Source organism: Brevibacillus sp. IT-7CA2 (assembly GCF_949767855.1).
Taxonomy (GTDB): domain Bacteria; phylum Bacillota; class Bacilli; order Brevibacillales; family Brevibacillaceae; genus Brevibacillus.
On record NZ_CATKQT010000044.1, the window covers coordinates 170,877 to 191,855 of the forward strand.

The following is a 20,979-nucleotide window of genomic DNA, read 5'->3' on the forward strand; positions in this document are numbered from 1 at the left end:
GGCGGTGTAGTGCGGTTTTGGGCATAAGTTCATACGGTGTTCATTGACACTATAAGCACGGTGTTAATGGTAAATCCTAGTGTATATATTGCCAAAATACAGTAAACTCATGAAAGGATTGACAAGTTAAGATGTGGTAAATTATGTTAAGTTATGTTAAAAAATAAAACCTCTTGGAGCAGACTTATGAAACGAATGTGGATGTCTTTTCGTACTAAGCTTACCTTGATGATTTCTTTATTTACGATGCTGGTAGCCATTGTGTTGTCTATTATTGACTATGCTCAGTTCAAGGCGAATATTATTTCTGACCAAGCGGTACAGTACCAGCTGGTAGAGGATCATGTCACGAATTCAGTGAAGAATGTGGATATGGCATACGGCGTTTTTGAGAAAGACATGGAAACCCGCATGCATCAAACACTGCAAGTGTTAACAAATAATTATCGGCAAAATCCAGGAGTGGAGACGTGGGACTATGCAGCCCTGCGTGAGCAGTATGGGATGGATATTTTCATCATTGACCGAAATATCAAGGTCGTTCATTCCAGCGTCAGAACCGATATTGGGCTTGATTTCAGCAATGCCGGGGCATTTACGGAGCTGTTGAAAAAGCGGATCGATGGAAATGAGTTTTCTGCCGATGGCATGGAGGTTTCCGTCAATACAGGTCAAATCAAAAAGTTCGCTTATCTCCCTACGTTTGACCAGAAGTACCTGTTTGAAGTCAGTGTGAATTTGCAGGACAGCGCGCTTTTCCAGACCTTTAATTTCTTGGCTGTGTCCCAAGCGATCACGGAGAAATACGACATGGTGAAAGACATTCTGGTCTTTTCTCATGATGGTTACGCTTTGGGGAGAACAGGGAGCGACGGGAAAGCCTTGCGGGTGATTGATAGTCACTTGCCGATTTTTACGGAAGCATACCAATCTCAAGAGATCAAAGAGTTTCATGAAAAAACAGAGGAGAAAGATCTCACTTATCGCCTCGTCCCGTACAAGCTAGGCAAAGATTCCAATGACCTCAGCCGATCACGTGTCATCAAGATTGTGTATGATAATACGGAGCTGAACCAGAAGCTGGCGGACAATCTGGAGTCCGTTGTCTGGAAGCTGGTATGTTCTGTGGCAGGAGCGTTGCTTCTATCCTTCTTGCTGAGTCGCTGGATTACCCGTCCGATTGATCAAATGAGGGAGATCATTACGCAGACGGCTCAATTTGATTTGCGAAAAAAAATGGCGGTGAACGAGCAGGGCACGCAGGATGAGATAGGATTGACGGCACAGTCGATCATTGTCATGCGTGTGCAATTGAGCGAGGTTGTGAGCAAGCTGGCAGCCGTGTCCCGCTCGGTCGCTGAAAATGCGCAAAGCGCGAAGCAAGCTACGAACAAAGTAAGCGAGCAGTCCAGCGGAACCGCGGAGGCTACGGGCATCTTGCTCGCCCATATGCAGGAGACGATGGCGGCCACAGAAGAGATGAATGCGACCTTGAACGACATGGAGACCGTCATTCACTCGATTACGAAAAGAACAGAAGTAGCGGCTGCGACCGCGCAGGATGTCAGCTCGCGGGCAACTGCTTTGCGGGAACATGCATTGGCTGCGGATAAAATGACGACAGAGCTCTATATGAATGTAAAGGCGCAAACGGAAATTGCGATCACCGACTCGAAGGAATCGATGGAAAAAATCAATCTGTTGGCAGAGGCGATACTCACAATCTCCGAGCAGACGAATCTGTTGGCATTGAATGCGGCGATTGAAGCTGCACGTGCGGGAGACAGCGGTAGAGGGTTTTCTGTCGTAGCGGATGAGATACGGAGACTGGCGACGCAATCGTCTGAGGTCGTGATTGATATTCAACGCATTATCCAGGTCACGGGCAAATCCGTAGACAATTTGGCGACTCATTCGTCGAGCGTATTGGACTTTATCGAAACGCGGGTCATTCCTGACTATGATAGCATGATGGAAACATCGGAGAAGTACAATTTGGATGCGCATCGTTTCTATACGTTGCTGGAAGAATTCAATGCGTCTTTTGAAGAGTTGAATTCCACAATCAGCAGTGTGGTTTCTGTCGTGGAGCAAGTGACGAACTCGATGGAGAAAAGTGCCCACAGTGTGGAGTCGATCACAGAGCAATCTCGCATTATTGCGGATAACAATCAACAGGTCGCGGCTATTTCAGAGCGAAATGTCGGCTTGACGCAGACGATGGAAGAGATCGTGCATCGGTTCAAAATCTAAGAATGCCCCTTTTCTGGTGAAAACCGGGAAGGGGGTTTTTGTTGTAATATATTTGCAGGAAGGATGTAGGCGGAAAAAAAGTTTCCACGGAGGTTAGGCATGAAAACCTATATTTACATGGTCAGGCACGGAGAATCACCAAAAACCGAAGGGGACGAAAGAACACGAGGACTGACTGAAAAAGGTTGGTCAGATGCCCGTTTCATTACTCAATTGTTGAAAGACGAGGGGATAGATGCGTTCATTTCAAGTCCGTATCAAAGGGCAATGGCAACCATAGAAGAACTAGCCCAGTCCCTAGGGAAAGAGATCGTCGTTTTAGAAGAGCTGAGAGAACTCGTTTTTATCGGAAACAATCAAATCATGGCTGATAGCGAATTGTATCCATTAGTAAAGAGGATGTTTACTGAGCCAGACTTTTCTGTACTTGGAGGAGAGTCCATCGCAATTTGTCGGAATCGTGTGGTAAGTGCGTTGCGAAAAATTTTAGAGCAATATAGAGGGCAGAAAGTTGTAATCGGAACGCATGGTGCCGTTATGACATTGATGATGGGGTACTTTGACAGTCAGTACGATTTGGATTTTTTATTGACGACGTCTAAGCCTGATATTTACAAGATGGAATTTCAGGGCGAAGTGCTCGTGGAAACGAAGCGATTATGGAAGAACTGACTTCCTATAGGAAAGAGGAGGCTTACCATATGGATATAAGAGAGTATATCAAGAGTGGTTTTGAAGCTTACTATGCTCGATATAACCAAGTGACAGAGGAAGGTTTTTGCAGATGGATGCGGCCAGACGTCCCTGATGTCATGAAGGTAGCTGATATCGATGAAGAATGGTCCAGATGGAAGCTGGTTCCTTCTAGCGTAAGTCACGAGGATGTGGCTGCACTCGAAGAAGAATTTGGGGTGAAATTCCTGGAGTGGTATAAAGCCTTCATTTCTACTTACCATCATTATTTCGACGTCATTCCTGAACAAGGGATTGATGAGCCTTTTGATCGTATTAAGGATATATACAACCCGTTACTTTGCAAGTTAGGCTACCTTCCTTTTTCATGGGATACGGAGTACGGTAAACTACGATGTATCGATTTACAAGAAAGTCCAGATGAAGAGAAGTGTGCAATCTATGAGATTGACCATGAAATTTTGTTTGAAATGGATGACGAAAATACAGAACGCAACGAACTGAAAGAATCACTGATTTTTTTATATCCGAATTTCAAAACTTATTTTGACCACACTTTTTTAGATCGTGCATGACGCGAAAATAAACCCTCTTTCACGAAAATAGGAAAGAGGGTTTTGCTTGTGAGGTTTTTGTGAGAATCGTTTTGTTACGCTAGGAGCCGACTACGACTCTATGAATCTTAGCTTATCAGGGTTTCTGACAAAATAGAGGTTACGAATGACTCCGTGTTCGATATGCAAAAACACCACAGTGTCGATTTTGCCGTCCTGTCTAATCAGAAAGCCAGTCTGGTTGTTCAAAGGTGCGAGCTCCACAGAGATATCTGGACGCTTCGATAAGCTGCGTATCAAGCCGAATAAGAAGGAAGCCACGCGTTCGCCAGACAAGATCGGATGCAGGGCTGCGGTGACCTTGCCGCCGCCGTCGGAGAGCAATACCGCATCTGTGGCAAGCAGAGTGAGCAATGTCTCGACATTTCCGTGCTCCAGCGCAGACAGAAAACGGCCGATCCATTCTTCGCCGAGCTCTTTTTCTGGGGTGAGATGAGATTCCTCTGGGTCAATCCCCATTTTCTTTTTAGCCCGACTAACGATCTTGCGGCAATTCGCTTCGGTTTTTCCAACCAACTCGGCAATCTCGTCGTATGGGAAGTCAAAGGCTTCTCGGAGAACGAATACCGCTCGTTCTGGGGGAGACAGCCGCTCCAACAGGACGAGCATCGCGTAGGATAGCAAATCTTTAGTAATGACAGAATCATAGCTGTCTGCATCAGGGGTAGAGATGGGCTCTGGCAGCCATGGTCCAGTATACAGCTCTCGTTTTTTGCGGGCCGATTTTAACAAATCGAGGCAGCGGTTTGTGGTCATTTTGCACAGGTAGGCCTTCGGTTCGGCCATCTGTTCCAGCGAGACATCATGGGCCTTCACGAATACGTCCTGCACGATATCCTCTGCATCTGTGGCCGAGCCGAGCATCTGATAGGCGAGGCGGAACATGAGCCCCTTATATTGTTTGTACAGAGCCTCCATGGCTGTGTCACTTCCTCTTGTATCTTCGTACGTCCCTATTTTTTTCCTATTTTATCATGCTGGCAACATTCCAGGTGAACTGGCGAAGCTTCCACCCTAATTTCCCTGTCAAAATGATATCGAGTCCCCATTTTCTCGTCCAAACCATTCCGCGTTCAGGGCCGAGTCCGACGCAGTAAATGTCCATGTAGCTTTTGTGTGCGGGGGCAGGGGTGCCATCCAAGTCAGCCAGCACAATTTTGCCCAAACGTATCGCCTGCCCGGAGGCTTCCTTACATGTCATCGTGTCCGCTTGCCCGCTGGTTGGATCTACGATGCGCGCACAATCGCCAATACTGTACACCCCCGGTGTTCCCGCAACACGATAGGATTCATCGACGACCACCTGTCCGAGTGTGGTCAGTGGCACGCCCATGCTGCGCAATGCGGGATTGGGCAAGAGTCCGAGCGACCAGACACACAACCCGACAGCAAGCGTACGACCACTGGCTAGCGTCAGCATTCCGTCCCGTTCATGAAGTGCCTTTTGACCATGCAGAATGGTAACGCCGCCATCTGTGAGTGCACTCTCCAGCTTGCGCCCCATTTTGGCAGGGCCTTCCGTAAACAAACGATTTTGTGCGTTGATGAGATAGACGTGGACTTCATCAGGATGGATGCCGAGGTTCTTCGCTTCCTCGCGCATAGCGAAAGCCAGCTCCGCAGCGGTCTCCATCCCGCTGATACCCGCTCCCGCAACGGCAATCGTCAACAATCGCTCACGTTCGGATGGCTGCTTCTCATGGACGGCTTGGCGCATGTTGGCAAGCCACTTATCCCGAACCGCTTCGGCCGCCTCGACGCCCGTCAAAGCGATGCCGCCTTGTTCTGGCTCCGGTTGGCGAATGACGCTTCCTACTGCCAGGATGAGCATGTCGTAGGGCAACGCCTGTTCTTGACCGTTTTTGTTCCGGAATAAGAGGGTTTTCTCCTTCCCTTTGATCGACGTGACTGTACCTTGGACGAATTCGACGCCCTCTGGAAACAGGCTTTTTAGTGGAATCGAGATATCTGTTTTGGCAGCAGCTGGTTTGAACAACAGGACTTTGCGAAGGTGATGAGGCTCTCTATCGATTAAGATGAAGCGTATCGGGCGTCCTTTGCACGTATCGCGAACGGCTTTTAGTGCGTGGATACCTGCGTACCCGCCTCCGACAATCACACATGTTTGTTCTTTCATGCCAATCAGCTCCTCGTTTGGTTTGACCATATAACGAGAGAGGGAGCGATTGTGTGACACACCGCAAGAGGAAAACGTCGAAGAAAATCGAATAGGGATTAGATGGGAAGCTAGACATCTGCGTTTGTAGGAGGATTCCAAGCATGTCATACAACATCTACACTTTCGCACAAAGATCAGATCTAAACGATCAAGCTGATGCACTAATCGAAGCAAGCTGGTCTGCCTTCATGCTAAATGACGAAGTGGCTAACGAATATTACGGTCATCTGTATGACTGGTTCTCTCCTTATCAATTCATGCTGACGGATGAGGCTGACAAAGTGATCGCTGTAGGAAATGCGATTCCATTTTATTGGGATGGCACTTCGGAAGGGCTGCCAAAAGGGTGGGATGATGTCTTTCTGCAAGGGATTGAAGACTACCGCCAAGAAAAACAGCCAAACGCGTTATCGGCACTCTCTATCTCCATCGATCCCCTCTATCGTGGACACGGTCTCAGCAAGCAGATGGTTACGGCGATGAAGGATATCGCCAAGGAAAATGGCTTGGCATACTTGGTGGCACCCGTACGTCCATCGCTTAAGCACAAGTACCCGCTCACGCCCATGGACAAGTACGTTCAGTGGAAAACAACGGATGACGCCCCGTTTGATCCGTGGGTACGCACGCATTGGAAACTGGGAGCGACGATCATGCAGGTAGCGCCGGAATCCATGCTGATCAGAGGAAGCCTGACGGATTGGGAAAGCTGGACAGGGATGAAATTCCCGGAGTCCGGATCATACATCATTCCAGACGCATTAGTTCCCGTGCAGGTTGACGTTGAAAAGGACGAAGTGGTATATATCGAGCCGAATATTTGGATGCAGCATTTTTTATAGATCGATCCAAAAGGTTTGGTTTTTGGAAAAGGAAGAACAAACAGCGAAGTAGCCGTTGTGGAAGCCACAGCGGTTTCTTTTTCATTTCTGTCACCTTTTTGCCGTGAGACGGATCATACCTACTAGCAAGCAATCAACGGATGAGGTGAACGGGTTGAACGAAGCAGAAACAATGCCAGCGAGTCTGGAGGTTACAAGGGAAGCCAGACTGAAATGGCTGATGCAGCATTACGGGGAGAAGATTTTTCATCTGGTGAGTCTCACGGTAAAGAACCATGCCTTGGCGGACGATATTACCCAAAACGTGTTTATCCAAGCATATCGGCATCTCGATCAGTTCCGCGGGGACGGACAGATCAAGCATTGGCTCTACAAGATCGCGATGAATGAAAGCAAAAAGCATTTTCGGTCGTGGTCCTTTCGCAACATTTTTCCGACGATGGATGATCATCTGGGCGACCTGCTGGATCGGCAGGCAAACAATCAGGTAGAGGAAGAGATTTTGAACCGGATGAAGCGGGAAGAGGTCGTCACGTATATTCAATCCCTCGCACCGAAGTACAGGCAGGTTATCCTCTTGCACTATTACGAAGACCTGTCGATTGCGGAAGTGGCGGACATTCTCGCGGTTTCGCAGGAGGTCGTCCGTACGCGTTTGCATCGAGCCAGAAAGCAATTGAAGGAGACTATGTCGAAGGAGGTAAAAGGATGAGCGACGATCGCATGTGGAGGGAATGGAGTCAATCAGCAAAGCAATCCGTTCGTGAAAAATATCCGTTTTATTTGGAAAAATTCGAGCAGGAAGTACTCACAAAAATTCAGCGTGAGAAGCGTCGCCGTCGCTGGCAGGTAACCTCTTGGGCAGCCGGAGTGGCAGTTGCTGCTACTTTATTCTTCCAGATTGTTCAGCCCTTCGATGGAAGTTTGTGGGGACTGACTGGTGCAGAGCGAGGCCAGGAAGTATTTGAATGGATCACGCCAGATGAAGGTTTCATGCATGCTTTGAAGAACGGCTATCCGATTCTGCCTGAGGTGAAATTGGAGAAGGACGGTTTTGTTTATCAGATCAGGGATGCCATGGTCGATCACAGACGGATTACGTTTACGCTGTTAATCTCCGGTGAAAAAATGGAGGAGATTGCGCGAATTCCAGACGAATCGAAAAGAAGCGAGATGCTTTATGGGAGTCTTCGTGTAGATTTGGGGGAGCTGATAGAAGTAGGTCATGCTCCGAAAGATTTTCAATTAATCGATGGTGTGCATTATCTTATCATCACACCGAATTACCGAATTGACGAGAAAAAAATGCGGGAGTTCATGAATCAGACGAAGCCCGTTCTGCCTGTGCAAATTGTAGATATGCGCAAGAAAGAAGCTGATGAAGTGGTAGCCGAGCTGTTGTTGCCCCTGCCAAGGTCCGTCACTGTAGCAGAAAAAGTAATCCAACCGGATGCAGAAGTAGAGGCTGTGCTAGAAACAGACAGCCTCTTGACGAGGCTGAAAGTAAATCAGATCATGGCTTCTCCGACGGTGATGGAAGCGGAGCTGGAAGCTGCTTTGCAGGATGGATTCGAGTTGTATCGCTTGGAGAATGTGAAGCTGGTAGATGGGAATGGAAAGGAATATCCGGCAATGGATGACCGATTCAATGAGAATCTGGAACGGGTTCGAGGTGGCGATGCTACCCGGGTTCAGGGCAGCGACAAGTATACCATGCAGTTTTTCCCATCTCTCTTCTTTGAAGACGTTCCGAAAAAACTCGAGCTTCGATTCGACGAGGTATCTGCGAATAAGTCCATTAGAGAAAACATCGTGCTGGATCGGAATGCCAAATATCCGCAAAGCATTCCATTTGGCAACAAGAAAAAGCTGAACATAGAAAAGGTGTATTATGACAAAGGCAAGCTTTTCATCGTCATCCCGAACAAGGGACCGGAAGAGATTAACTTGCGTGTAGACGGTCAGTACTACAAGGATTTCATTGTCGCAGAGAATCTGGAGACCGTTTCGCTTACTTACAAGGTACCGAAACAGGATACGTATCAGCTGGAGATGAGCGGACTGGAGTTTGAGAGATTTCCCCTTAAAGGTGTAATACCTATTACGAAATAAGAAAGCCTTTGCACGAACCAGGAGGTCTGGTATTGTGCAAAGGCTTTTTGCTGTTTTTTACACCCAACCGAGTGCTCTTGCCGCCTGGGCAGTCAAGAACGTTACTCCGATCGCAATGACTAGCGGAATGAGTGCAGAAAGCACCGTCCATTTCACACTTTTCGTTTCCTTGTAAATATTGAACAAGGTTGTGCCGCAAGGGTAATGAAGCAAAGAGAACAACATCATATTGAGTGCTGTCAACCAAGTCCACCCGTGCTGCAAGAAGACATCCTTGATGTTGTCGAGGCCTTCCACATCAACCATGGCACCGGAGGACATGTACCCCATCAGCAGGATCGGCAGCACAATTTCATTCGCGGGCAAACCGAGAATAAAAGCCATGAGAATATAGCCATCGAGCCCAATGATTTGCGCAAACGGATCAAAAAAGGCAGCCATATGCGCGAGGATACTGTCTCCACCGACATAGATATTGCCTAATATCCAAGTGATGATACCGGCAGGGGCGGCCACAATGACGGCCCTTTTCAGCACGCTCCACGATTTATCTTTGCTCGCAATCAGGATGGTTTTCCAAATCTGAGGGCGTCGATATGGGGGCAGCTCCAGCGTATAGTGTGTCGGTACCCCGCGCAAGGCTGTTTTGGATAGCGTCCAGGAAACCGTAAGAGTGATAACGATTCCAAAAATAACCATTCCCATCACGATGAGAGCAGTGGTCAGTGATTGCCAGCCACTAGTCGCGCTGGTCGCCATAAACAGTGAAGCCAATAGGATCAAGGTAGGCCAGCGACCATTACACGGGACGAAATTATTGGTCAGAATCGCCAGCATTCGCTCCCGAGGAGATTCGATAATCCTGGTGGAAAGGATGGCAGCTGCGTTACAGCCAAACCCCATCGACATGGTCAATGCCTGTTTTCCGTGTCCGCCGGCGTTTTTGAACAGACGATCCATGTTGAACGCGACACGCGGCAGATATCCGAAGTTCTCGAGCAGGGCAAAGACTGGGAAAAAGATAGCCATCGGAGGCAGCATGACGCTGACAACCCATGAGGTACCGCGAAAGAATCCGAGAACCAGAATCCCGTGCAGCCAATCAGGTGCATGTACAGCTTGAAAGCCAGCAGTTAGATAACCCTCGACAACACCGAACATGTCGGCAAGCATTCCAGATGGAACATTGGCACCTGCGATCGTGATCCAGAATACCGCACCTAAAATCGCCAGCATGATGGGGTAGCCCCATAGTTTGGACGTCACAATTTTATCCAGCTTATATGCACTAGACAGCTTTTGCTTATCTTCGTATTTCACCGCTTCCTTACAAATACTGCGACTGGTGCGGTAAATGTCACTCACAATCGTGTCTCGAATTGCACTTCCTTCCACTGAGCTCCGGGCCGCGGAAAGAAGCGCATCAAGGGAATCAGACGGATTAGTGGCAAACGGTTCGGCCATGGGTCAAAGGCTCCTTTCTTGCAGCTGTAGCCGGATCTTGCATGCGCTCTCTCAAGGTTCGCAACAAACTTTCATCACCATCTAACAACCGCAGAGCGATCCATCTTGTCGGAAAACGGCTACCCAAGGTTTTCTCGATTAGCGGCTCCAACTGTGCCAGCTTGGATTCAATCTGTTCACTGTAGGTTATCTGTACAGGACTGGGCACGATTGTTCCGTTCGCTACTTTTTCCACCAGATCGAGCAAATTCTCGATCCCGATATGGTTTCTGGCGGAAATGGCGACACAGGGAACACCTAATCTTTGCGAGATTTTTTCCAGATCAATACGAATGCCAAGCTTTTTCGCCTCATCGATCAAATTGACGCATACGACGACGTGGGGGGTCATTTCCAACACCTGCAAGGCCAAATTGAGATTCCGTTCCAATGAAGTTGCATCCAGTACCACAATGGTGACGTCAGGTTGCTCGAAGATAATGTAATCTCTCGCCACTTCTTCATCCGTCGAGTTGGAATACAAGGAATACGTACCTGGCAAATCGATGATCCGAAAAGTCGTATTTCCCCGTGAGAATTCTCCCTCAGCCATTACGACTGTCTTTCCTGCCCAGTTTCCCGTATGTTGGCGAAGTCCCGTCAATGTGTTGAATAATGTACTCTTACCGGTATTCGGATTTCCTGCCAAGGCAATCGTGTAGGAAGTCACTTTTCTTCACTCCCCACGTACTCCCCGAATATGAGGGAGCTTTCTTCTTTGCGCAGGGCGATGATCGTGTTATTTACCCGAAAGGCAATGGGATCGCCTAGCGGACTTTTTTGCATGACTTCCACGATGTTGCCGGGGACGAATCCGAGATCCAACAATCGCCTACGCAGTATACCCTGAACGTCAATACGATCCAGACAGATGTGGCTACCAATCAAGGCATCAGACAAAGGAATGCTGATAGATGGCATGATGTTCACTCTCCTTTTTCGTTAAGGACAAACTGTTGGCTTAGGGCAAAAATAAAGGTAAAAAAAAGTGCACGTATTCGATATCTTCATGATTTTAGTTTAAGATAAGACTCTTTCCCTGGCAACAAAGTTTTTGCTTAAGGAAACTTTTTGGTCATAGAAATAACTGCACCGCCAATCGTTCATGGTATCTAACAATGGAGGTACAGTTCAGTCTTGATGGTCTATCGCGGCTAGATCCGTTCCACCGGGCTTGTCAGGCAAGTAGGCCCACCTGTTCCCTTATAAGAAATCTCCTCGCCCTCATACTCGTACACAGTCGCACCTGCGTCGAGAAGGCGTTGCTTCGTAATCGGGTTGCCGGCCACGACCATGCACACACGCGGCGCGAGAGCGAGAACATTGCTGCCGAGATTATCGTACTCATGATCCGGTACCTCGATTAACTGAATGCCTCTGTCAATGAGCAGTTGGCGGAAAAACACGGGCATCAGCTTGGAGTAAACAACTGCTAAATCATGATCGACCATGCTGATAATCGACATCAGATGCAGACATTCCGCAGGACCGCGATCATACGGTAGCTGCACGACGATGATTTCATCCGTGAAATCCTTGACCATTTCCGTAATTTGAGCGATAGCCGCTTCGTTCGTGCGGAAGCCAAGGCCGATCGCGAGCGTTTTTTCATCCAGCCAGACGAGATCGCCGCCATCTGACAAGGCATCGCCTGTGAGTTGCCCCAGAATTGGGATGTTGTTTTCTTCTAAAAAGGCTTTGTATACTTCGGCTTCTCCCTGACGGAGCTCCTTGCCAGATTTGAGGATGATTGCCCCTTTAGAAGTAAATTTCACAGGGTCATGGGCGTAAATGGAGTCCAGTCCGGTTTTATCAGATTGTGGCAAGTGCAGGACGTTTTCTACATGCTCGCGCAAAATCGATTCGAATTTGGCGTATTCATGCAGAGCGCGGTCCCAGTCAGGGCGGTCTGTATAGTTGAAGGTTTTCCACGATTGATCGAGATGTTCTTGACTGATAAATGCTTGATGGGGATGCTTGATGATGACGGTTTTCATCTTTTTGACCATGGATTGGCTGCCTTGGAACATAGTTGCCTCCCTTTTTCCACATTACAGAATATTATTCATATTTCGAAATGTTCACCATTAGTTTACACATTCTGATTTCTGACTGTCAATCTGTGATTCCTTACTGGAGTTTTTTTGCGATTCACAAAATTAGAGCAAATGGTTTAACATAGTTTCATATGAGAAGATAGATAGAAAAGGGGGGATGACCGTGATTCAATCGTTTGACCGAGCGATGGCGATTGCAACGGCACTTTCGTCGGATGAACATAGAAAATGGTGGACGATCAATGATTTAGCGAAGGAATGCCAGCTTCCGGTCAGCACCATTTATCGACTGTTGTACACGTTGATGAAGCATGGACTGGTAGAGCAGGATGCTGCGACCAAGCAATATACGTTGGGGATTAAATGGATGGAGTTCGGTTTGCGCGTGCTTGATCGGATCGATTATCGGAAGGTGATAAAGCCGATGATCGAGGAGCTTGCCAGAGAAGTGAACGAGAGTGTTTATTTCAGTCAGCCTAGCGGACTCGAATCCATTGTTGTCGATCGCGTAGACAGTCAGCACAATATCCGCATCTACGATCAGTTGGGCTTGCGGATTCCGATGCATATCGGTGCAGCCAATAAAGTCGTGCTGGCACATATGTCTGTGGAAGAAGCACGACAAACCGTAGTGCAGCTGGTGGTTGAAGAGCAGGTGCCTGCTTTTATGGACAAGCTCCAGGAGATCAGAGCAGCTGGTCATGCGGTCAGCTTTGCGGAGCGGACGGAAAATACGGCGTCCGTCGCAGCACCGGTGATTGATTACACCCAAAAGGTAATCGGGGCGTTAAGCATTGGAATTGTTACGTATGATTTGAAGGAGGAACGACTCCAGTATTTGATTGAACGGGTAAAGGATGTCGCTCACAAAACCTCGCAACGGCTAGGCGGCCTGTCAAAGGCTTGACTGGCCTTTTTTTATTTCGATGAAACCAACTGTGAAGATAGTACGTAGAAAAAAATGTAATTTCTATAAAGGGAGTGCAACAAGAAGTTTACGAGAGGGGCTAACCTATTGGAATCAATCCTCGTAGGGCTAGTTACGATTTTGTTTTCCTACATAAATGGGTTTTTAAACATATTGGGATTTCAACCACCTGATCGAAAAGATACTGATAAAGAAGGCAAGATTAGCTTTTCGAAAATGTTCATGGTGGTAACAGCTCTTGTGGTTATCGATCTCATATGGGCGTGGATTTTTTAATCATCAAACGATATTAAAGAAAAAACTCGATCTTCCCAATTGTCCGGGAAAGAGACACACCAGGGGGAGACTCCTGGTGTTTTGTTTTGCATAATGCCTTCCCAGAAATTGCATAGTAAAGCGTGAGGGGAGGGGCAAACGTGGAAGGATTCGGAGAAAGCATGCTCGTCATCGGGCGCGTATGTACGATTATTCCTTTATTACTGCTAGTCACCTTGTTCATGGGCAAGCGTTCGATTGGGGAGCTGCCTGTCTTTGACTTTATCATCATTATTACTTTGGGATCAGTGGCAGGGGCTGACATTGCAGAGCCAGATGTCCGTCATATTCCGATTGCAGTAGCGATTTTGACGTTGGGTATCTTGCAACGGGTCGTATCGCAGTTGTCCATTGTCTTTCGCTGGTTTGGCAGAATGGTTACATTTGAACCGACCGTCATTTTTTACAACGGGAATTTTCACGTCAAAAACATGAAAAAAATCCGCTACTCGCTCGATAATGTCCTCCATATGCTTCGCGAAAAAGATATTTTTGACCTGGCAGAGATTGATTTGGCTATTATCGAGGCGAACGGTCGGTTGACTGTGCTCAAAAAAGTAGAGCAGCAGGTCGTAACGAAACAAGATTTAAACATCCACACTTCTTCTGCGGGAATGTCGTTGCCTGTCATTGTGGAAGGCAAGATATATCCGGATGTGCTGTCATATCGGAACCGCGATGAGCAATGGCTTGTGCACGAATTGAAGAAAAAGGGGATCCCGTCCGAACAAGTCTTTCTCGCAACGATCAATCGCCAAAATGAATTGCAGTTCTCCTTAAAAAACGAAAAAGATCCACAAGTCCCCCCGTTGCATCATTAGCTATCGAATGGAAAAAGGCACAGTCCCTCTGCAAAACCTGCATGAAGTCACTGTGCCTTATACGGGAGCATAATGGTGAACTTGGTTCCTACTCGTGGTTTGCTTGATACATTGACCGTTCCGCCAATTGCATGGATGACATGATAGGAATACGTCAATCCAAGACCGGTCCCAGTTGTTTTCGTAGAAAAGTAAATCGTTCCGAGGCGGCTGATCTGTCCTGCATCCATACCGATACCGTTATCCTTGATGACCAACACGGCTTTGTTTCGCTCGATGAGCAAGTCCAGGGAGACTTTTCCGTCCGAAATATCCGAGCATGCCTCGATGGCATTTTTGATGAAATTCACCAACACTTGCTTGAACTCGTCTGGATTGGCTTTGATCGTCACAGGTCTCTCAAAGTCTTGCAGCGTAAGCTCCACGTTATGCATATTGGCAAAAGGGAGCATCACTTCGCGGATAGCATGAAGATGCTCGCTCATATTAATAATCTCATGCCGTTCCTTTAGCGGCTTGGAAATCGCAAGGTACTCGGTCAAAATGGCTTCTGTCCGTTGGACTTCATCGAGACTGATACGAATGTATTGATCGACTTTTACCAAATTTTCCGGACATTCCTGTATTAATTTCAAGAAGCCTTTGACTGCTGTCAGCGGATTGCGAACCTCGTGTGCGAGCGATGCAGCAACATGGCTCATCGTCTGGATTTTTTCGTTTTGCGCGTGGCGAATAAACAGCTCTTTATCCGAAACGCATTTGCTGAAAAGCGACATTAATAACCAGAGGCCGAAAAAGTTTTGAATAGGAATCACCATGGTGTAGTAAACGAGGTGTTGAGTTACATACGTGGGAAAAAAGTAATAAGTAGTCCCTAAAGCAACCGTAGAAAAAATCGCACTCGTCATAAAAAGATACAGTGTTTTCCGATAACTGGCTTTGTAGTGTCGATACAAAAAGAGTGACAAGACAAAATTGACTGTAAGGATCAGCATCGCAACCCATGTTCCTTCGCCACCTAGGTAGTACCGATAAACCAAGGCTTCAATCAGAAGGAGCAAGGCAATCTCGATTCCGCCATAAACCAGTCCGAAAAGAATGATGACATGTCGGATATCAAAAAACATGCCATTCGTGACACTCGGGGCGAAGGTCATCGCGAGAAACATGCAAGCTGAGCTAATGATGACAATAAAGGAACGGCTGTAGTTCCGCATTTTGTCACGGTAATAAATGTTGAAAAACACAAACGGGATAATGGCGAAAAACCATTGAAGAATGACTTCTTTTAATAGACTCATGTAGCATCCCCATCGCAAATATTTGCTAGGCTTGTATCAATCTACGATAATTCGACAAGACACAACAAAATCCCTCTTGATGTTACAGAAGAAACTGGAATATTTATCAAGAAAATTCTTTCGGTAAACCCAGTTGACAGATAGGTAATTGCCAGATTATATTCTGTATATACTTATACAAACGTTTTGAAAATAGAAACTACTCTTATCAAGAGAAGGCTGAGGGAATGGCCCTATGAAGCCCGGCAACCTAGCACGAGAGATTACGTTCTTTCGAGCCAAGGTGCTAACTCCAACAGGTAGAATACCTGACAGATAAGAGGCGAGAATCTTGTCGATTTTTGTCCTCTTTCTCTGTGAAAGAGGATTTTTTGCTTTTCTCAAAAGTTTTGTAAAAGAAAAAGGGGGAGCATCTCAATGAAAAAGAAACTCGGTCTGATCACATCACTTGTTTTGGCAGCATCTGTTCTTGTGACGGCATGCGGCAGCGGGGCAACAACCGGAACCGGCAGCACAAACGGCGGTGCTTCGGGAGAGAAGGCAAAGAGAATCGCATTGATCATGCGTCAAAACGTAGGGACATTCTCCGCACAATACATTAATGGTGTGAAGACAGAGGTGGAGAAAAACGGCGGCGAGTTGACCGTATTCAACGCAGATACTGATCTGGCAAAAATGGCGTCCAACCTCGATGCGGCTGTGAATCAAAAGTTTGATGGCATTCTGATCGACCATGGTACGGCGGAAGCGTTGCAGCAGGGTACGCAAAAGGCCGTGGATAAAAAAATCCCGGTCGTCCTGTTTGATACAGACATCAACATTCCGGGTGTGCCAGTTGTGGCGCAGGATGACAACAAGTTGGCAGAGCTGAGCCTGGAGAAGCTGGCGGCAGATACAAACGGCAAAGGCAGCATCGTAAAAATTTGGGTAGCTGGCTTTGCGCCTATGGAAAAACGCCAAGTGACGTATGAAGCTTTCCAGAAGAAATACCCGGACATAAAAGAGATTGCGGCATTCGGTTCTGCTACCAACAATACGGCACTCGATACACAAACGCAGATGGAAGCGATCTTGAAAAAGTATCCGAATAAAGGCGACATCACAGCAGTATGGGCGGCATGGGATGAATTTGCCAAAGGGGCGACACGTGCCATCCAGCAAGCAGGCCGTACGGAAATCAAAGTATACTCCATCGATTTGAGCGATGAGGATCTGCAAATGATCCAGACGGAAAACTCTCCGTGGGCAGCGACGGCAGCAGTAGACCCATCCAATATCGGACGCATTCATGCGCAAACCGTGTTCCAAAAAATCAAAGGCGAGCAAGTGCCAGACAACGTGAAGCTGAATCCAGTGCTGGTGAAACAGGAAGACCTGCCGAAGGATAAGAAAGTAACGATGGGCGACCTGTCCCAATACGTACAAGAGTGGGGCAAGTAAGAACCAAATTGGCTTTTCCCGTTGATCTGTATCCGTCAACGGGATTTTTCCTTATAGAGGTTGGAACACGCAGGTAAACAGGAGGTGTGAAAAATGTCCACATTGCAGATGAAAGGGATGGCGAAGCAGTTTTCTGGGGTTCCTGCCCTGCGATCCGTCGATTTTGAGGTGCGCGCAGGAGAGGTTCACGCACTCCTCGGTGCCAATGGCGCAGGAAAGAGTACCCTGATGAAAATCCTCACGGGAGCGTATCAGGCAGATGGCGGTACGATCACCATCGATGGACAGGCCGTGACGATCAATTCGCCGCAGGACGCCAAAGCACAGGGCATTCAATGTGTATATCAGGAAGTGGACACCGCCTTGATCCCGTATTTGAGCGTCGGTGAAAACGTATTGGCGGACCAGCTCGTCCAGGCGAAAACCAAGGGACTGATCAACTGGCAGAGCTTGTACAACGAAACGGAGCAGATTTTAAAAAACTTCGGCTTTTCCATTCCGGTGAGGATGATCGTCGAAGAATGTACGCTGTCGGAAAAGCAATTGATTTTGATTGCACGGGCTACCGTTCAAAAGGCGAAGTACGTCATTTTTGATGAACCGACAGCGCCGTTGAGCACGAAGGAGAGCGAACGGCTGTTTCAAATCATTGCGCAGTTGAAAAAAACAGGAGTTGGGATCATTTATATCTCCCATCGCCTGCCGGAAATCTTTGAAATCTGTGATCGAATCACCATCATGCGCGATGGACAGCATGTCGTGACCACAGACACGGCGAGGACCAATATGGATGAAGTGATCGCGAACATGCTGGGCAAAAGCTTCGACGAGGAGTTCCCGAAGCTTGCAGTGCCGATTGGCGAAACGATTTTTGAGGCGTCAGGAGTGGCTGGCGGCAAAGTACGCGGAGTCGACTTGAAGGTTCGCGAGGGAGAGATCGTGGGTGTCGTCGGTCTGGTTGGGGCAGGGAAGACTGAGCTCGCCCGATTGCTCTTCGGTGCGGATGAGGCAAAGGCTGGTGCCGTTCGATTGCATGGATCAGGTATCCAACTGCGCTCGCCAAAAGACGCCGTCGATGCAGGAATCGTACTCGTCCCAGAGGAAAGACGCAAGGAAGGAATTTTCGTAGAGGAGTCTGTGCAGAACAATCTGTCTGTCGCCTCGTTGAAAAAGAAGTCCTGGCTTGGATTTATCAAAAGAGGGGCGGAATCGGTCAACGCAAGAGAGCTCGTGCAGCGCCTTGGTGTAAAAACAGCCGATATCAAGCAGCTGGTCGGTTTCCTCAGCGGCGGAAACCAACAAAAAGTCGCTATCGGCAAATGGCTGGATACAAACGCTCACCTCTTTATGTTTGACGAGCCGACAAAAGGGGTGGATATCGGCGCGAAAAGCGATATTTACCGTCTGATCGGAAATCTTGCCGAGCAGAAAAAGGGCGTCCTGTATTTCTCCTGTGAGTTTCAGGAAGTCATCGGGATCGCAGACCGGATTCTCGTCATGTTCGAGGGCAAGATCGTGAAGGAATTGAGTCGCGAGGAAGCAACACAAGAGCTAATTATGTACTACGCAAGCGGAGGTGAGTAACGTGGCAGATAAAAAGTTTAGCTTATTTGATTTTGTTTACAAATACGGAACGGTTGCAGTTATCGTTATTGTCATGTTGTTATTCAGTTTGACCAACCCGTATTTCTTCACGTACGACAACTTGACGGACATTCTTCGCTCCATCTCGATTGTGACATTTGTCGCGATTGGCGTTACGTTCTCGCTGATTGTCGGAGGCTTTGATTTGTCTGTAGGATCGACGGTTTCGTTGACCACTGTCGTTTCTGCTTCGATGATGGTTTGGTACGAACAAGGGGTCTTCACGACACTGGTTGTTCCAATTGTACTCAGCTTGCTCGTCGGGCTGGTCAACGCTTTCCTGGTCGTGAAAATCCGCATTCCTGATTTGCTGGCTACTCTGGCGATGCTCTACATCGTCAACGGCATTCATATGACGTATTCCCAAGGCTACTCGATCTACGCAAACATGCCGATGCAGGACGGCTCACAGGCACCGGGAAAATTCCAGGAATGGTTCCTCTGGCTGGGCCAAGGAGAAATTCTTTCCGTACCGGTTCCGGTTATCCTGACCTTTTTACTTGTCGCGATCACGCATGTGTACTTGACCTATACGAGACAGGGGCGGATGCTGTACATGACAGGCGGCAATTTGGAAGCAGCCCGTCTGTCGGGGATTCCTGTGAATCGCTATCGTACCTTGGCTTATGTGCTTTCTGCTCTTTTTGCAGGCTTGGGCGGGATGCTCTTGGCAGCGCGGATCGGTACCGGGCAGGTGAGTAGTGGCGGCTCCATGCTGATGGATGCAGTAGCGGCTGCTTTCGTAGGCTTCTCCGTTTTCGGTGCTGGAAAGCCAAACGTATTTGGTACATTTGTGGGAGCCATCCTGATCGGGGTGCTGCTCAACGGCATGACGATGCTCAATCTGCCGTATTACGCTTACGATATTATTAAGGGGACGGTTTTGGCGCTTGCTCTGGCTGTGACCTATTATCAACTGCGCAGAAAACGAAACGCTTAGAAACGTAACGTTCTTCTTACTTTTCTCTCATCAATTTCTCATCTTCCTATTATTCCCTTCTCTTTTTTGAAGCTTAGTATTGGTCTTACTCAAGTGAGACAAATGCGAAAGCAAATTCAAATAAAGAGAAGGGATGTTGTTTTTATGCGAATACTCGTTGTGCCTTCGGGCTTTAAGGAAAGTTTAGATGCCGAGCAAGCAGCAGAATGCATGAAAGAAGGAATCCTGCGCGTACTCCCGCTCTCCCAAGTACAGACACTGCCGATGGTAGACGGAGGAGAAGGCTTTACAAAAGCGATTGTGAAAATTTCGAATGGCTCGATTATTGATAAGGAAGTAACTGGCCCTGTAGGAGAAAAGGTTCCTTCCCATTTCGGGATATTCGGATCAAAGACGACAGGTCAAACGGCTGTGATTGAGATGGCGGCAGCAGCGGGACTGCGACTGGTTCCAAGAAGCTTGCGTGATCCGCGCAAAACGACGACACATGGCGTCGGTGAATTGATCAAAGCGGCGCTGGACATGGGGGCAGATCGTATTTTGCTAGGCTGCGGCGATTCCGGTACTTCCGATGGCGGGGCAGGCATGGCGCAAGCACTTGGCGCGAAATTTTTGGATGCAAGCGGTCAAGAAATCCGTATTGAAGGCGGAATCTCGCTGGCAAAAGTAGCGAAAATCGATGTATCCGACATGGACAAAAGACTCAAGCAGGTGCAAATCGATGTGGCTTGCAACTGGTTTAACAAGCTGTGTGGGGAAAATGGAGTCGCTCGCGTGTTTGGCCCGCAAAAGGGAGCAACGCCTGAGCAAGTGGTTGAGCTGGAAGGAGCACTCGAACAATTTGCGGCTATCATCGAGCGTGATTTCGGTATCGATGTCAGAGAAATGCCGGGCAGTGGTGCATCGGGTGGCTTGGGTGCTGGTCTGCATGCGCTGACGGGTGCGAATCTGTATCCACGCTACGACATCATCATGAAGTACATTGATTTGGATCGGATGCTTCAAGAGACAGACCTTGTGTTTACGGCGGAAGGCAGCATAGATTTTCAAACACCGCGAGGAAAAATTCCAGTGGAAGTGGCGAAGCGAGCGAAAAAGCATGCCCTGCCGGTAGTGGCTTTGGTGGGGACTGTTGGCAAAGGTGCCCGACTCAATTATGAGCACGGAATTGATGCGTACACGAGTATTTTGCCGATGCCGTCTACGTTGGAGGAAGCGTTCATGCATGCGCAAAAATGGCTGACTGATTGCTCGGAAAGCTCTATGCGAACCATCATGGTGGGCCTGCAGCTCGCAAATCGTTTAATGGAGAAGGAGCAAGTATCGTGATTGCACAG

At 47.9% G+C, this 20,979-nt stretch carries 19 protein-coding genes and 1 riboswitch; of the genes, 12 read left to right on the forward strand and 7 right to left on the reverse strand.

Going from position 1 to position 20,979, the window contains the following annotated elements; genetic code table 11:
* Positions 1-186: 186 nt before the first annotated feature.
* The 3 genes from ACM6JA_RS20470 to ACM6JA_RS20480 all read left to right on the forward strand — a co-directional run bounded on the left by ACM6JA_RS20470 (position 187) and on the right by ACM6JA_RS20480 (position 3,521).
* Positions 187-2,253 carry a methyl-accepting chemotaxis protein gene (locus ACM6JA_RS20470; protein WP_414853808.1) on the forward strand — a complete coding sequence of 689 codons (2,067 nt, stop codon included), beginning with the start codon at positions 187-189 and terminating at the stop codon, positions 2,251-2,253.
* A 99-nt stretch (positions 2,254-2,352) separates the two neighbouring features.
* Positions 2,353-2,925 carry a histidine phosphatase family protein gene (locus tag ACM6JA_RS20475; protein WP_414853809.1) on the forward strand — a complete coding sequence of 191 codons (573 nt, stop codon included), beginning with the start codon at positions 2,353-2,355 and terminating at the stop codon, positions 2,923-2,925.
* A gap of 29 nt (positions 2,926-2,954) precedes the next feature.
* Positions 2,955-3,521 carry an SMI1/KNR4 family protein gene (locus ACM6JA_RS20480; RefSeq protein WP_414853810.1) on the forward strand — a complete coding sequence of 189 codons (567 nt, stop codon included), beginning with the start codon at positions 2,955-2,957 and terminating at the stop codon, positions 3,519-3,521.
* Between the two features lie 90 nt (positions 3,522-3,611).
* Here ACM6JA_RS20480 and ACM6JA_RS20485 read toward each other — a convergent pair whose 3' ends face one another.
* Both ACM6JA_RS20485 and ACM6JA_RS20490 read right to left on the reverse strand, forming a co-directional pair.
* Positions 3,612-4,478 carry an RNA polymerase sigma-70 factor gene (locus ACM6JA_RS20485; protein WP_414853811.1) on the reverse strand — a complete coding sequence of 289 codons (867 nt, stop codon included), beginning with the start codon at positions 4,476-4,478 and terminating at the stop codon, positions 3,612-3,614.
* Positions 4,479-4,524: 46 nt separating this feature from the next.
* Positions 4,525-5,697, reverse strand: a complete 1,173-nt coding sequence (locus tag ACM6JA_RS20490; protein ID WP_414853812.1) for an NAD(P)/FAD-dependent oxidoreductase — start codon at positions 5,695-5,697, stop codon at positions 4,525-4,527.
* Positions 5,698-5,840: 143 nt separating this feature from the next.
* On the opposite strand from ACM6JA_RS20490, the gene ACM6JA_RS20495 reads away from it, so the two are divergent.
* The 3 genes from ACM6JA_RS20495 (at position 5,841) to ACM6JA_RS20505 (ending at position 8,693) form a co-directional block, all read left to right on the forward strand.
* Positions 5,841-6,581: a GNAT family N-acetyltransferase gene (locus ACM6JA_RS20495; protein WP_414853813.1), complete on the forward strand. Its 741-nt coding sequence runs from the start codon at positions 5,841-5,843 to the stop codon at positions 6,579-6,581.
* A 154-nt stretch (positions 6,582-6,735) separates the two neighbouring features.
* Positions 6,736-7,293 (forward strand): sigma-70 family RNA polymerase sigma factor, encoded by a 558-nt coding sequence (locus ACM6JA_RS20500; RefSeq protein WP_414854159.1) that lies wholly within the window; start codon positions 6,736-6,738, stop codon positions 7,291-7,293.
* The gene (locus ACM6JA_RS20505; RefSeq protein ID WP_414853814.1) at positions 7,290-8,693 is read left to right on the forward strand and encodes a hypothetical protein; all 1,404 of its coding nucleotides are present in this window, start codon (positions 7,290-7,292) and stop codon (positions 8,691-8,693) included. The genes ACM6JA_RS20500 and ACM6JA_RS20505 overlap by 4 nt, the downstream gene beginning before the upstream one ends.
* A 57-nt stretch (positions 8,694-8,750) precedes the next feature.
* Here the strand turns inward: ACM6JA_RS20505 and ACM6JA_RS20510 are convergent, their stop codons facing one another.
* The 4 genes from ACM6JA_RS20510 to ACM6JA_RS20525 all read right to left on the reverse strand — a co-directional run bounded on the left by ACM6JA_RS20510 (position 8,751) and on the right by ACM6JA_RS20525 (position 12,226).
* A complete protein-coding gene (locus ACM6JA_RS20510; RefSeq protein WP_414853815.1) occupies positions 8,751-10,157 on the reverse strand; it encodes a nucleoside recognition domain-containing protein in 1,407 nt (468 codons plus the stop codon).
* A complete protein-coding gene (locus tag ACM6JA_RS20515; protein WP_414853816.1) occupies positions 10,135-10,866 on the reverse strand; it encodes a FeoB small GTPase domain-containing protein in 732 nt (243 codons plus the stop codon). Before ACM6JA_RS20515 ends, ACM6JA_RS20510 begins: the two co-directional genes overlap by 23 nt.
* Entirely contained in the window at positions 10,863-11,117 is a 255-nt protein-coding gene (locus ACM6JA_RS20520) for a FeoA family protein (protein ID WP_048034840.1), read from the reverse strand. Before ACM6JA_RS20520 ends, ACM6JA_RS20515 begins: the two co-directional genes overlap by 4 nt.
* A gap of 233 nt (positions 11,118-11,350) precedes the next feature.
* On the reverse strand, positions 11,351-12,226 hold the full coding sequence (locus tag ACM6JA_RS20525; RefSeq protein ID WP_414853817.1) for a dimethylarginine dimethylaminohydrolase family protein: 876 nt from the start codon (positions 12,224-12,226) through the stop codon (positions 11,351-11,353).
* Positions 12,227-12,416: 190 nt separating this feature from the next.
* Here ACM6JA_RS20525 and ACM6JA_RS20530 point away from each other — a divergent pair, with 190 nt between their 5' ends.
* A complete protein-coding gene (locus ACM6JA_RS20530; protein ID WP_414854160.1) occupies positions 12,417-13,160 on the forward strand; it encodes an IclR family transcriptional regulator in 744 nt (247 codons plus the stop codon).
* 437 nt (positions 13,161-13,597) lie between these two features.
* Positions 13,598-14,317, forward strand: a complete 720-nt coding sequence (locus ACM6JA_RS20535; RefSeq protein ID WP_414853818.1) for a DUF421 domain-containing protein — start codon at positions 13,598-13,600, stop codon at positions 14,315-14,317.
* A 47-nt stretch (positions 14,318-14,364) separates the two neighbouring features.
* Here ACM6JA_RS20535 and ACM6JA_RS20540 read toward each other — a convergent pair whose 3' ends face one another.
* A complete protein-coding gene (locus tag ACM6JA_RS20540) occupies positions 14,365-15,618 on the reverse strand; it encodes an ATP-binding protein (RefSeq protein ID WP_414853819.1) in 1,254 nt (417 codons plus the stop codon).
* A gap of 202 nt (positions 15,619-15,820) precedes the next feature.
* Positions 15,821-15,940, forward strand: a riboswitch (SAM riboswitch).
* A gap of 95 nt (positions 15,941-16,035) precedes the next feature.
* On the opposite strand from ACM6JA_RS20540, the gene ACM6JA_RS20545 reads away from it, so the two are divergent.
* The 4 genes from ACM6JA_RS20545 to ACM6JA_RS20560 all read left to right on the forward strand — a co-directional run bounded on the left by ACM6JA_RS20545 (position 16,036) and on the right by ACM6JA_RS20560 (position 20,971).
* Positions 16,036-17,058 carry a sugar ABC transporter substrate-binding protein gene (locus ACM6JA_RS20545; protein ID WP_414853820.1) on the forward strand — a complete coding sequence of 341 codons (1,023 nt, stop codon included), beginning with the start codon at positions 16,036-16,038 and terminating at the stop codon, positions 17,056-17,058.
* Positions 17,059-17,151: 93 nt separating this feature from the next.
* Positions 17,152-18,642: a sugar ABC transporter ATP-binding protein gene (locus ACM6JA_RS20550; protein ID WP_414853821.1), complete on the forward strand. Its 1,491-nt coding sequence runs from the start codon at positions 17,152-17,154 to the stop codon at positions 18,640-18,642.
* Position 18,643: 1 nt separating this feature from the next.
* Positions 18,644-19,642 (forward strand): ABC transporter permease, encoded by a 999-nt coding sequence (locus tag ACM6JA_RS20555; protein ID WP_016741326.1) that lies wholly within the window; start codon positions 18,644-18,646, stop codon positions 19,640-19,642.
* A gap of 144 nt (positions 19,643-19,786) precedes the next feature.
* Positions 19,787-20,971, forward strand: a complete 1,185-nt coding sequence (locus tag ACM6JA_RS20560) for a glycerate kinase (RefSeq protein ID WP_414853822.1) — start codon at positions 19,787-19,789, stop codon at positions 20,969-20,971.
* The last annotated feature ends 8 nt before the right edge of the window (positions 20,972-20,979 follow it).